The following is a 12,214-nucleotide window of genomic DNA, read 5'->3' as shown; positions in this document are numbered from 1 at the left end:
GTCCCGCCGCGTCAGCGCCCACCGGAACCGTCGCGCCACACCAGCGTGTACCGCCAGAACAGCCGGCGCCTCGCCTTCGCGCCGGGCAGCACCTCCCGCGCCCCGTGAACGATCTCGCGGAATGTCATCCCGGCAGGCCGGGTCACGGCGGTCATCGACACGGGGCGCGGCGCCCTGCGGCCCTTGTTCCTGATCCAGCCCGTGGCGGCGTTCAGCGGACTGGAGACGAGAGCCAGCAGGTGGTCGCCCCCGGTCTCCTCACGGGCGAGGCCGACCACCACCAGGGTTCCGCCGGGCGCCAGACGCTCCCGGAATCCGGCGAGGGCGTCGGCGAACGGAAGGTGATGGAGTGCGGCGACGCACGTGATCACGTCGTACGGGCCGGCCGGCATCCCGGCCGGGGCCTCGGCGACGGCGAAGGTCACCGAGGCGTCGGGGCCGGTGAGTTCACGGGCCCGGGCCACGATGTCCGGGTCGGCGTCCACGGCATGCACCGTCCTCGCCCGGGCCGTCAGGAGCCGGGCCAGGTCCCCGCTGCCGCAGCCGACGTCCAGGGCTCTGTCGCACCGGCTCGGGAGCTGCCGCAGGATCCACCGGTGGAAGTACGCGTTGTGGTCCCAGGGATGGGCGGCGTTGAAGCGGTCGAGTGCCTGGAGGATCCGGAGCAGCGGCGTCGTCATCCTCCGCACGGTACGACGCGCCCCGACGGTCCGTCGAACGGTCCGGGGTTTCCGGTGGCGGTGCCCGCCGGGGACGGCGGTGGGCGCGGACGTCCGCCCGACGGGCCACCGCACGGCCGCGTCCGCGCGCCTCTGCTCCTGGTACGTTGATACGCATGTTCCTCCTCCGTGCGTAGGACCCCGTACCCGCCGCGCCCCGTCCCACCGGGTGCGGTCCTCCGGTGTCCCCGCACGTCCGCGGCGCCGTCGCGCGCGCCGCCCTCCCGAGGAACGTCCTCATGCTCCGGCTCTCCCCCGCGCCTTCGCTCGCCCCTTCGTACGCCGCCGTCCTGCGTGCCCCGCACGCCGCCCCTGCCTTCGGTGCCGCTCTCGTGGGGCGGCTGTCGTACGGGATGATCTCCCTCTCCCTGATGCTGGCGGTGAAGGACGCCACCGGTTCCTTCACCGCGGCCGGGGTGGTCATGGCCCTGTTCGGGGCCACCAGTGTCCTTCTCTCCCCCGCCCGTGCCGCGTTGGTCGACCGGTACGGGCCGCGCCGGGCCCTGCCGCCGATGGCCGGTCTGTACGCGGTCCTGCTCGCCGTCCTGGCGTACGCCACCTGGCGGCCGGGCGCCTCCTCGCCGCTGCTGGGGGTGCTCGCCGTGACGGCGGGCGCCTGCACGCCGCCGCTGGGGCCGGTGATGCGGACGCTGTGGAGCCGTCTCGTCCCGGACCGGGAGCTGTTGCGGCGTGCGTACAGTCTGGACGGCGTCGCCGAGGAACTGCTGTTCGTCACCGGGCCGTTGCTGGTGGGCGTGGTGATCCGGCACAGCGTCCCCGCGGCGGGCGTCGCGATCAGCGCCGCGCTGGTGCTGGTGGGGACGGGCGCGCTGGTGTCCTCCCCCGCGGTGCGCGGCGCGGCCCCGGGGCCGGCGGCACAGCCGGCCGCCGTGCCGGACGGGGTGAGCGGCGGGCGGCGGTCGCTGCTCAAGATCGCCGGGCTGCGACATGCCGCGCTCGCTGCCGCCGCCGTGGGACTGTGTCTGGGCGCGTTGGACCTGCTGGTGGTGGCGTTCGCCGAGCAGCACCACCGCGGCGGCTCGGTGGCGTGGGCGCTGGCGGCGCTGTCGGCGGGCAGCGCGGTCGGCGGGCTCGCGTACGGCGCGGTCCCCTGGCGCGCCCCGAATCGGACGCGGCTGCCGGTCCTGGTCGCCGGTCTGGGCACGGCCCTGGTCGTGGCCGGTCTCTCGCCCGGCGTTCCGGTGCTGGTCGCGGTGGCCGCGGCGGCCGGGGTCTTCGTCGCCCCGGCCCTGACGACGGCGTATCTCCTGGCGGACGAGTCCGTGGACCCGGGTGCGCGCACCCGGGCGGGCGCGTGGGTCAACACGGCGATCAACGCCGGGTCCGCGCTGGGCAGCGCGACGATGGGCGTGCTGGTGGACCGGATGCCGCCGCCGGCCTGTTTCGCGATCGCCTCGGCCCCCGCGCTGGTGTGCGCGGCCGTGGTGGCGCGCGGCGCGTCCTCCCGCGGTCGCGCTGAAGCGACACCGGCTCCGGACACCGACGGGGCTTCGCCCGCCTGAAGGCCGGGCTCGGTGCCGGGTCCTGTCGTCGAATGCCGTCGTTCGGGCGGAGGCCGAACCGCGCGAGGCCCGGTCCGTACGGCAGGCGGCACTTTGACGACCGGACCTAATGGCACCAGTCCTGATGGCACCAGTCCTCCCAGACGGCCGCGAGTTCCGCCTCGATCGCGGGGGCCACGGTGTCCAGCAGCCGCACCTGCGCCCCCGGGCCCGCGAGGTCCGTGCGGTACGGGTGCGGCGGGCCGTCGGGGCGGGCGCCGAGGGCGGTGACCGAGCCGATGACGCGGTTCGGCCCCAGGATGCCGGGCAGTCCACGTACCCGACGCTCCGTCAGATCCAGGTCCTCGACGAGCAGTTCGTCGCCGTCGCAGGTGACGTGGGTGGTGGACCGTACGCTGCCGCCGGGCTCGCCGGAGCGCCCCAGGACCAGGGTGTCCCGCCAGAGCATCCGCGCCCCGGCGGCGAGCGCGACGTCCATGGAGCGTTCCACCCGGGCGCCGTCACCGACCACGAACGGCCGGGCGTCCCAGTGCAGTTCGCCGCCCTCGGCGATGTCGACCCGGGCCCGCCAGCTCGACGAGCCGCCCCGGTGGTGGTACGCGACCAGGCCGGACGGTTCGACCAGTTCCAGGCGGGCGCCGGGGCCGACCGAGACGCGCAGTTCCAGTCGGTCGCCCGCGAGCAGACCGGCCCGGGTGCCGACCAGGGCGACCCGCACCCGGTCGGGGACCGGCAGCAGGGGGCGCGGGGCCAGGAAGGCGCCGGGGCGCAGTTCGCGTACGAGGTGGCGGGCCGTGCCGTCGCGCTCCACGGCGAGGACGGTGGGGTCGGCCGGTTCGGCGCGGGCGGCCGTGCGCGTGGTCACGAGTCGTGGCTGTGGCTGTGGGGTGCCATCGGTCCCGGGTCGGTGGGGACGAGGGTGCCCGCGCGGTGACGGTCGAGCACCGACCGTACCCAGCCGGCGAGTTCGGCGGTCGACGCCGGGTCGTGCCTGGAGAGCGCGAGCACCGGCAGGCCGTCGCGGGCGGCGCGGGCGTCGGCGACCATGGTGTCCACGTCGACCTCGACGTGGGGTGCCAGGTCGGCCTTGTTGACGATCAGCAGGTCGGCGCCGGTGATGCCGGGTCCGCCCTTGCGTGCGACGTCCCCGCCGCCCGCGACGTCGATGCAGAACAGCTGGGCGTCGGCGAGGGCCGGGCTGAAGGTGGCGGTGAGGTTGTCGCCGCCGCTCTCGACGAGCACCAGGTCGAGCGGCCCGTACGCCTCCTCCAGGTCCTCGACGGCGTCGAGGTTGGCGCTGATGTCGTCGCGGATCGCGGTGTGCGGGCAGGCGCCGGTCTCGACGGCGCGGATGCGTTCCGTCGGCAGGACGCCGGCCGAGCGCAGGAATCGGGCGTCCTCGTCGGTGTAGATGTCGTTGGTGACGACGGCCATGGAGAGTTCGCCGGCCAGTTCCCGGCAGAGGGTCGCGAGGATCGAGCTCTTGCCGGTGCCGACCGGGCCCGCGACGCCGATCCGAAGGGCGCGCGGCCGGGCACGGTCCGCTGCGTGCCGGTGGTGGTCGGTGTGGTGGTCGTTCCGGTGTCCGGGGTGCTGGTCAGGCAAGGAAGAGTCTCCGTTCTCGTCGTGCGTGTTCGAGTGCCCACTGTTCGGTGAGCGGGGGCGTACGAGCGGGCAGCCCGGCCGGGTCCGGTACGGCGAGGGCCTCGCGCACCGCCGCCGTGGCGTCGGGCTCGGCGTCGAGGATCCAGGCGACCGTGTCGAGGGGGTCGCCGGGCAGCAGCTTGAGCGCCGCCGAGGTGATGGTCTGGAGTTCGTCGTAGACGATGCCGTGCGCGAGCTCCTCCTCGGTCACCTTCACGACGGCCCCGAGGGCGCCGAGCGCCACCGGTCGCAGCGGGCGGGGGCGGAGCGCGGACAGCGCGGTGACCGCGGGATGGTCCGGGGCGAGCCGCCGGGCCAGGCGGTGCACCCCGCGGCCCAGGGCCGCCGACGCCTCGCGCAGCGGCGCGGCGGGGGTGCGGGCGGCCAGGGCCCGCTGCACCGGTCCGTAGTCCACCGTCTCCTGCCCCGCGGCGCGCAGGGCGAGGACGGCGGCGGCCGCCTCGGTGACCGCCGCCGTGCTCAGCCGGGCCCGCAGCAGGGCGGGGACGGCTTCGCGGGTGAGGCCGGAGGCGACGGCCGGTTCCAGCCCGGCGCTGTAGGTGTACGCGCCGACCGGGAGCCGCCCGTCGCCGAGCAGCAGTGCGCCGAGGCCCGCCATCAGAACAGGGAGTACCGCTGGGCGAGCGGCAGTTCGGCGGCGGGTGCGGGTTCGACGAGCTCCCCGTCGATCCGGATGGCGAAGGTCTCCGGGTCGACGTCGATGTCGGGGAGCGCCGTGTTGTTCGGCAGGTCCGCCTTGGTGAGGTGGCGGGTGGGCCGCACGGCGACCAGTTCCCGTTCCAGGCCGAGGCGTTCGGCGAGACCGTCCTCCAGGGCCGCCGGCGCGACGAAGTTGACCGAGAGGTACGGGGCGGCGCCGGCGGCGGCGGTGGGGCGCAGCAGCACGGGCTGGGTGGTGGGGATGGCGGCGTTGGCGTCGCCGAGGGGCGCGTACACCACCATGCCGCCCTTGATCACGGCGGCGGGGCGGATGCCGAAGAAGGCGGGGTCCCAGAGCACCAGGTCGGCGAGCTTGCCGGGTTCGACGGAGCCGACGACGTGGTCGATGCCGTGGGCGACGGCGGGGCAGATGGTGTATTTGGCGACGTAGCGGCGGGCGCGTTCGTTGTCGGCGGGGAGTTCGCCGCCGCGGTCGCCGAAGCGCTGCTTCATGGTGTGGGCGACCTGCCAGGTGCGGCAGATCACCTCGCCGATGCGGCCCATGGCCTGGGCGTCGGAGGAGGTGATGGAGAGGGCGCCGATGTCGTGCAGGAGGTCCTCGGCGGCGATGGTGGTGGCGCGGATGCGGGACTCGGCGAAGGCGAGGTCCTCGGGGACGCGTGGATTGAGGTGGTGGCAGACCATCAGCATGTCGAGGTGCTCCGCGACGGTGTTGACGGTGTGCGGGAGCGTCGGGTTGGTGGACGCCGGGAGGACGTGGGGGTGGGAGGCGACGGTGATGATGTCGGGGGCGTGGCCGCCCCCGGCGCCCTCGGCGTGGAAGACGTGGATGCCGCGCCCGGCGATGGCGTCGAGGGTGGCCTCGACGTAGCCGACTTCGTTGAGGCTGTCGGCGTGCAGGGCGACCTGGAGTCCGTAGGTGTCGGCCGCCTTCAGCGCCGCGTCGATGGCGGCGGGGGTGGCGCCCCAGTCCTCGTGGACCTTGTAGCCACCGGCACCGCCGAGCGCCGCCTCGCGCAGGCCGTCCGCGCCGACGGTCGATCCCTTGCCGAACAGCATGACGTTGAGCGGGACCCGGTCCAGGGAGCGGTGCATCATCGCGAGGTGCCACGCGCCGGGGGTGACGGTGGTGGCCTTGGAGCCCTCGGTGGCGCCGGTGCCGCCGCCGATGACGGTGGTGGTGCCGGTGGCCAGGGCCTCGTGCAGGGCGCCGGGCATCAGGAAGTGGACGTGGGTGTCGACGGCTCCGGCGGTGAGGATGCGGCCCTCGCCGGAGACCACGTCGGTGCCGGGTCCGATCACCAGGTCGGGGTGGACGCCGTCGCCGACGTCGGGGTTGCCGGAGCGCCCGAGGGCCACGATCCGGCCGTCCCGTACGCCGACGTCGGTCTTGACGACGCCCCAGTGGTCGAGGACGACGACGTTGGTGATGACGAGGTCGAGGGCGCCGTCGGCGCGCGAAGCGGTGGACTGGCCCATGGATTCGCGGATCGACTTGCCACCGCCGAACACGGACTCGTCGCCGCCGAAGCAGCGGTCCTCCTCGACCTCGATCCAGAGGTCGGTGTCGGCGAGGCGGACGCGGTCGCCGGTGGTGGGCCCGTAGAGCGACGCGTAGGCGGCGCGGGTCAGTTGTGCCATGTCAGATGTCGTCCGTTCGTGCGCTGCGGGTGCCGGGCACGACGATGCCGGGCACCTCCCGGCGGCCGCCGAGTTCGACGAGGGAGACCTCGGCGCCGACTCCGGGTTCGAAACGCAGAGAAGTGCCGGAGGGAATGTCGAGCCGGAATCCTTCAGCCAGGGTCCGGTCGAAGGAAAGCGCGGGATTCGCGTCGGGGAAATGCAGATGCGATCCGACCTGAATAGGCCGGTCGCCCTCGTTCACCACGGCCAGCCGAATCCGAGTACGCGTGCCATTGATTTCCAGTACGCCGGATCCGGTCCGGATCTCGCCGGGGATCACGGGATCGGCGAGGTGATCGTGACGAGCTTGCGCCCGTCCGGGAAGGTCGCCTCGACCTGGACGTCATGAAGCATCTCGGGGACCCCTTCGAGCACGTCGGAACGGGTGAGCACGTTCCGGCCCTCGGTCATCAGATCGCTGACGCGGGCACCTTCGCGGGCCCTTTCCACGGCCCAGCAGGAGAGCAGCGCGACGGCCTCCGGGTAATTGAGCAGCACGCCGCGTTCACGGCGGTCACGGGCGACCATTCCGGCGACGCTCAGCAGCAATTTCTCCGTGTCTGACGGAGTGAGAAACATGGGAAACCTCCGCGGCGGACAGTCCCCGGAATTCCCGGAATCGCTTCCGCCACGCTCTTCTTATAAGCCCACCGATGTCGCCGTGGCAACTCGATCCACACCGCGATAAGTCCCTTTCTCTCCTTATCACCCGCCATATACGGGCAAAGCAGACAAATTTTGGTCATCGAGGGAAGGCGAAGAGCGGTGGCCCCGCACCCTCCGGAGAGGGTGCGGGGCCACGCAAGAGAGCGACTCAGCAGGTCACTTCAGGCCGAATGCCCGAATGATCTCCTGGTCGACACCGAGTCCGTCGGCCGCCTCCGCGTGCGCCTTCAGCGAGACGAACGCGCCGGTCTTCTTCGGGGTCTTGAACCGGGCCGTCCAGGAACCGGCCCCGTCCCCGGTCAGTTGCACGGTGGTCCAGGTCTTCCCGTCGTCGTAGCTGACCGACAGCGACGCCTTCGTGGCCTTCACGGCGCCCTTCATCCACTCCTGCGTGCCGGAGGAGAGACCGATCCGGGTCCACGTGCCGGCCTTCACGTCACCGGCGAGGTCGGTGTCGACGGCATAGTCCAGCTGGAGCAGCGGGATGTCGGCCTGCTCGGGTCCGTTCCGGTCCAGCGCGCCGGAGACGAAGTTCCACTCGGTGCGTGTGCGGACGGAGGTCTTCCACGTGTCCGCGTCACGGGTGGAGTCGAGGACGAAGCGGTACGGGAGCTTCTCGGGCGAGAGGTCCCAGGCGTATCCGGCCCGGCCCTTGACCTTCTTGATCAGGGTGTCGCCCTGGTAGAAGGCGGTGCTGGTGGTCTCGTACTCGTCCGTCGGCATGGCACCCGAGTGTCCGGCGCCCGAGTCCGTCCACGGGGTGAGGTTGAACTGGACGTCGTTGTGGACGGTACGGAACGGCCCCCAGTAGCCGGTGGCGAGACGCGGGCGGGCGATCGGTGCGAACCACTCGGTGGGGTAGGTGCGGCCCGCCGTGTAGTCCATGTCACCGCTGCGCATCTCCAGCGCGGTGTCCGAGCCGTCGGCGGTGAGGACCGAGTGGTTCTCGTACCAGAACGAGGCGCCGGGCAGCGGGGTGACCCATTCCTCGCGGGTGCCGGGGAACTTCTCGTACTCCTCGAAGCCGAGGCCCGGTCCGTAGTCCGGGATGTCGTAGCGGTATCCGGCACCGAGCACGTCGCGGTGGCCGTAGAAGGTGTTCTCCACCTTCGCCAGGGAGCGGGCCGCCGGGGCGAACTCCAGCGAGCGGTCCGGGATCACGCCGTCGTGGCGGTCGACCAGGTCGTACACGTAACGGGCGAACCGGTGCTGGGCGATCGTCAGCTTCTTGCCGCGCTTCGCCGTCCCGATCAGCCGCTCGCCCGCCAGGCGCTGGGCCGAGGCGACCGGGATCGGGGTCTCCTCGCCGTACGGGGCGTAGCTCTCCAGGAGCCGCCCGTCGCCGTCGTGGACGACGAACAGGGCCTCGGCGCCGGCCGCCGCCGCGTTCGCGACCCGGTCGGCGGGGGCGACCGCGTCGCTGCGGCGGACCACCACGGCCTTGCCCCGGACGTCCAGCCCCTGGTAGTCGGCCGCGGCCCCGTCGCCCGCGAAGACACCGTTCAGCTTCTTCGCGCTGTTCTCCGCGACGGGCGAACCGGGCTGCACGGTGACCGGCACGTCACGGCCGTCGGCCGCCAGGGCGATCTGCTTCTCGCCCTGCCGCCAGCGGGTCAGGAAGGAGAAGCCGCCCCGGGTGACCCTCTCGGTGGGGCTCGCCCACAGCTGGTCGTACATCAGCGGGATCTGGTACGCGCCGCGCTGCACGGTACCGTCCGGTGCGGTACGCGCCATGTCGAAGCGCACCTGCCGGATCTCGGTCTCCTTCGGCGTCCGGACGTCCACCCTGCGGGCCTTGGACGCGTCGAGGGTGATCGTGGACGACTCACCGAGAAGGATCTCGGGGGCCGCGAGGAAGGCCAGGCCCTTGGAGTCGGCGCGGTCACCGGCGACCTCGGCCAGCGTCCACGCGGTGTAGTTGCCGGGCGGGAGCCGCAGCGTGGTCTCGCCGGAGACCTGCACCGGCTCCAGCTGCGGGTCGCCCAGGGCGCCGATCACCACGGTTGCGTCCATCGGCCTTCCGGCGCGGTCCCGGAGCCGGAGCGTCAGGTCGTACAGCTCCCGCTCCTTGTTCAGGGCGAAGCCGGTGTGGGCGACGACGGTGCCCGCCGCGTCCCGGGCGACGACCTGACCGGAGTACCGGGTGTCGGCGGCGACCTTCGACGGGTCCAGCGAGAGCACGGCCTCGGCGGTGGACCCGGCGGGGACGGTCAGCCGGTTCGCCGACAGGGTGTAGGCGTCCGAGTCCGTACCGGTGGTCAGGTCGAGGGTGACGTCCTCGGAGCCGGTGTTGCGGTAGGTGATGGTCCGCTTCGCGACCGGGTCGGACGGGGAGTGCGGCCAGTCGTAGGAGGCGACGGGCACGGAGCCGGTGGCCTCGATCGTGGTGTCGAGGGCCGCCTTCACGTCGAGCCGGCCGGTGCCCTGCTCGTACGGGGTGTGGCCGGGGAGCTCCTTGGACGAGCTCATCAGCGCGTCCTTGATCCGCTGCCCGGACCAGTCGGGGTGACGCTGCTTCAGGATGGCGGCGGCACCGGCGACGTGCGGGGTCGCCATCGAGGTGCCGGACATCGACCGGTACATCCCGGCGGTGCCCGGCACGGACTGGGAGGCGGCGGCGTTGATGTCCACACCGGGGGCGGACAGGTCGGGCTTCAGGCCCTGGGAGCGGACCAGCGGACCCATCGAGGAGAAGGGCGCGCGGCGGTCCTGCTTGTCGACGGCGGCGACGGTCAGCGCCTTCTCCGCCGAGCCGGGCGACCCGATGGTGCCCGCCCCGTAGGCGTTGCCCGCGGCGATCACGAACAGCGGGCCGCCGTCGGCGGACAGGGAATCGACGGCCTGGGCCATCGGGTCGGTGCCGTCGTCCGGGATGCTGGAGCCGAGGCTCATGGAGACGACGTCGGCGCCTTCGGCCTTCGCCCATTCCATGGCTTCGATGATGCCGGAGTCGGCGCCGAACCCCTCGTCGCTGAGCACCTTGCCGACGAGCAGTCCGGTACCGGGGGCGACGCCCTTGTTGGCCCCCTGCGACGCGGCGCCGGAGCCCGCGATGGTGGAGGCGACGTGCGTGCCGTGGCCGTTCTTGTCGACGACCTCCTCGCCCGGCACGAAGCTCTTCGAGTCGAGGATGCGGTCCTTGACGTCCGGGTGGCCGGCGTCGATGCCGGTGTCCAGGACGGCCACCTTGGTGCCCTTGCCGTCGTACCCCTGCGCCCATGCCTGCGGGGCGCCGACCTGCGGGACGGAGTCCTTGAGCCGGGCCTCCACCCGGCCGTCGAGCCAGAGCTTGCCGATGCCGTTGTCGAGGGAACGTGCCCTGGGCGCACGGGAGATGTCGTTCCAGAACGTCCGCGCGGTGTCCTTGTCGGCCTTCAGCGCGGCGCCGTGGATGCTCTCCAGGGTGCGGGTCCTCTTCGCGCCGCGCGGGGCGGCGGGCAGCGCCCGGCCCTTGGCCGCGGGATAGGTGGCGATCAGCGGGATGCCGCCCGACCGCTCGTCGTCGTACCCCATCCGGACGAGGGCCGTGACGTCGAACAGCCTGCGGTCCAGCTTCCCGGCCGCGAGCAGGGGCATCGCCTCGTCGGGCAGGACGTGGAGGTCGTCCCCGGCCTGCTGGACCTGCACTCCGCCGAACGCGCCGTCGGGGCGCTCCACGGTGACGGTGTCCTGCTTGCCGGGCCCGTCCGTGTAGTGCACGACGTCCCCCGTGACCAGGGTGATGTCGTACTCCTTGACGGGGGCGGCGGTCCGACGGCCGGCGGGCGCCGGACCGTCCTGGGCGGCGGCGGTGGCGGAGCCCGCCGCGGGGAGCAGCGCGCCGCTCACCAGGGCCACCGAGGTGGCTATGAGCAGGGCCCCGCGGCCCGTACGGACGGGTCTCGCCCCGCGGGAGCGGCCGGGGGACCCGGCGGCGGATGAGGGTGTCTTCGTCATGCCGCAGATCCAATAGCCAAATGCACGGCCGTGGCTGCGTTCGGACGTGGCGTGAAGCCGCCGTGGCGGCAAACCGCCCGCGACCACCCCGGGCCATCCGGAATGCGGACGTCGTCCACCGGGATCGGAGCACTGGTTCAGGCCACGGAGGTGATCACGTCGGACGGCGGCGGGCCTTCCTCGTGGTGGATCGGCGTGTGCGCGCCCCGGAGCGGTACGCCGCTGCCGCCGCGCAGGACGGCGACGATCTCGGCGGCGATGGACAGCGCGGTCTCCTCGGGGGTGCGGGCACCGAGGTCGAGGCCGATCGGGGAACGCAGCCTGGCCAGTTCTGCTTCTCCGACACCGACCGCGCGCAGCCGTTCGTCGCGTTCCATGTGCGTACGGCGCGAACCCATCGCCCCGACGTACGCCACCGGCAGCCGCAGCGCCCGTTCGAGCAGCGGGACGTCGAACTTCGGGTCGTGGGTGAGGACGCACAGCACCGTGCGCGCGTCGACGCCGGTCGCCGCGAGGTAGCGGTGCGGCCAGTCGACGACCAGTTCGTCGGCGTCCGGGAACCGGGCGCGCGTGGTGAAGACGGGACGGGCGTCGCAGACGGTGACGTGGTACCCGAGGAACTTGCCCGCCCGTACCAGCGCCGCGGCGAAGTCGACGGCACCGAAGACGATCATCCGGGGCGGCGGGACGCTCGACTCGACGAGCAGGGTGAGCGGTTGCCCGCAGCGCGATCCCTCGGCACCGATGGTGAGGGGGCCGGTGCGTCCGGTGTCCAGCATGGCACGGGCCTCGGCCGCCGCCGTGCGGTCCAGCTCCGGGTGCCCGCCGAGTCCCCCCTCGTACGAGCCGTCGGGGCGCACGAGCAGGGGGCGGCCGAGGAGCTGTGCGGGTCCGTCGGCGATCCGGGCCACGGCCGCCGCCTCCCCCCGCGCGGCGGCGTGGAGCGCGGCGGCGAACACCGCCCGCGCGGGATCGTCCGCGCGGACCGGGGTCACCAGGACGTCGATGACGCCGCCGCAGGTCAGGCCGACCGCGAAGGCCTCGTCGTCGCTGTATCCGAAGCGTTCGCGGACGGTCGTGCCGTCGCCCAGCGCCCGCTCGCACAGTTCGTACACCGCGCCCTCCACGCACCCGCCGGAGACCGACCCGATGGCCGTGCCGTCGCGGTCGACGGCCAGGGCTGCGCCCGGCGTGCGGGGCGCGCTCCCGCCGACCTCGACGACGGTGGCGACGGCGAAGTCGCGTCCCTGACCGGCCCACCGGTTCAGTTCCTCGGCGATGTCCAGCATGGCGTTTCTCCTTGGCTGCGGGGCGGACGAAGGAGCCGCGGGAGTTCGACGAACGCTCGGCGGCGGTGTCGCG

General features: G+C 73.2%; 10 protein-coding genes. 1 reads left to right on the top strand and 9 read right to left on the bottom strand.

Features of this window, described 5'->3' with window-relative positions; all coding sequences use genetic code 11:
* Positions 1 to 11 precede the first annotated feature (11 nt).
* Complete coding sequence (locus AB0E67_RS13670; RefSeq protein WP_362025261.1) at positions 12 to 680, bottom strand: class I SAM-dependent methyltransferase; 669 nt, start codon at positions 678 to 680, stop codon at positions 12 to 14.
* Between the two features lie 278 nt (positions 681 to 958).
* On the opposite strand from AB0E67_RS13670, the gene AB0E67_RS13665 reads away from it, so the two are divergent.
* Entirely contained in the window at positions 959 to 2,242 is a 1,284-nt protein-coding gene (locus AB0E67_RS13665) for an MFS transporter (protein WP_362025259.1), read from the top strand.
* Between the two features lie 106 nt (positions 2,243 to 2,348).
* Here AB0E67_RS13665 and AB0E67_RS13660 read toward each other — a convergent pair whose 3' ends face one another.
* From AB0E67_RS13660 to AB0E67_RS13625, 8 genes are all read right to left on the bottom strand, one after another.
* The gene (locus AB0E67_RS13660; RefSeq protein ID WP_362025565.1) at positions 2,349 to 3,053 is read right to left on the bottom strand and encodes an urease accessory protein UreD; all 705 of its coding nucleotides are present in this window, start codon (positions 3,051 to 3,053) and stop codon (positions 2,349 to 2,351) included.
* Between the two features lie 50 nt (positions 3,054 to 3,103).
* On the bottom strand, positions 3,104 to 3,757 hold the full coding sequence (ureG, locus tag AB0E67_RS13655; protein ID WP_362025562.1) for an urease accessory protein UreG: 654 nt from the start codon (positions 3,755 to 3,757) through the stop codon (positions 3,104 to 3,106).
* Positions 3,758 to 3,839: 82 nt separating this feature from the next.
* Positions 3,840 to 4,505 carry an urease accessory UreF family protein gene (locus tag AB0E67_RS13650; protein WP_362025256.1) on the bottom strand — a complete coding sequence of 222 codons (666 nt, stop codon included), beginning with the start codon at positions 4,503 to 4,505 and terminating at the stop codon, positions 3,840 to 3,842.
* A complete protein-coding gene (locus AB0E67_RS13645; RefSeq protein ID WP_362025253.1) occupies positions 4,505 to 6,208 on the bottom strand; it encodes an urease subunit alpha in 1,704 nt (567 codons plus the stop codon). The genes AB0E67_RS13650 and AB0E67_RS13645 overlap by 1 nt, the downstream gene beginning before the upstream one ends.
* Before the next feature lies 1 nt (position 6,209).
* Positions 6,210 to 6,530, bottom strand: a complete 321-nt coding sequence (gene ureB, locus AB0E67_RS13640; protein WP_362025250.1) for an urease subunit beta — start codon at positions 6,528 to 6,530, stop codon at positions 6,210 to 6,212.
* Positions 6,527 to 6,829 carry an urease subunit gamma gene (locus AB0E67_RS13635; protein ID WP_362025247.1) on the bottom strand — a complete coding sequence of 101 codons (303 nt, stop codon included), beginning with the start codon at positions 6,827 to 6,829 and terminating at the stop codon, positions 6,527 to 6,529. Before AB0E67_RS13635 ends, ureB begins: the two co-directional genes overlap by 4 nt.
* A 243-nt stretch (positions 6,830 to 7,072) precedes the next feature.
* Positions 7,073 to 10,852 (bottom strand): S8 family serine peptidase, encoded by a 3,780-nt coding sequence (locus AB0E67_RS13630; RefSeq protein WP_362025244.1) that lies wholly within the window; start codon positions 10,850 to 10,852, stop codon positions 7,073 to 7,075.
* A 137-nt stretch (positions 10,853 to 10,989) separates the two neighbouring features.
* The gene (locus AB0E67_RS13625) at positions 10,990 to 12,141 is read right to left on the bottom strand and encodes an XdhC/CoxI family protein (RefSeq protein WP_362025241.1); all 1,152 of its coding nucleotides are present in this window, start codon (positions 12,139 to 12,141) and stop codon (positions 10,990 to 10,992) included.
* Positions 12,142 to 12,214: the final 73 nt, after the last annotated feature.

The sequence above is a fragment of the Streptomyces sp. NPDC032161 genome, from assembly GCF_040636995.1.
GTDB lineage: Bacteria > Actinomycetota > Actinomycetes > Streptomycetales > Streptomycetaceae > Streptomyces.
Note: the sequence above shows the minus strand (reverse complement) of the source record. Positions and strands in the feature narration are given on the sequence as shown.

Bases quoted from the DNA above. Each gene is read 5' to 3' on its own strand.
- AB0E67_RS13625 (WP_362025241.1), bottom strand. From the start codon at position 12,141: ATGCTGGACATCGCCGAGGAACTGAACCGGTGGGCCGGTCAGGGACGC.
- AB0E67_RS13645 (WP_362025253.1), bottom strand. From the start codon at position 6,208: ATGGCACAACTGACCCGCGCCGCCTACGCGTCGCTCTACGGGCCCACC.
- AB0E67_RS13650 (WP_362025256.1), bottom strand. From the start codon at position 4,505: ATGGCGGGCCTCGGCGCACTGCTGCTCGGCGACGGGCGGCTCCCGGTC.
- AB0E67_RS13665 (WP_362025259.1), top strand. From the start codon at position 959: ATGCTCCGGCTCTCCCCCGCGCCTTCGCTCGCCCCTTCGTACGCCGCC.
- AB0E67_RS13635 (WP_362025247.1), bottom strand. From the start codon at position 6,829: ATGTTTCTCACTCCGTCAGACACGGAGAAATTGCTGCTGAGCGTCGCC.
- AB0E67_RS13630 (WP_362025244.1), bottom strand. From the start codon at position 10,852: ATGACGAAGACACCCTCATCCGCCGCCGGGTCCCCCGGCCGCTCCCGC.
- AB0E67_RS13670 (WP_362025261.1), bottom strand. From the start codon at position 680: ATGACGACGCCGCTGCTCCGGATCCTCCAGGCACTCGACCGCTTCAAC.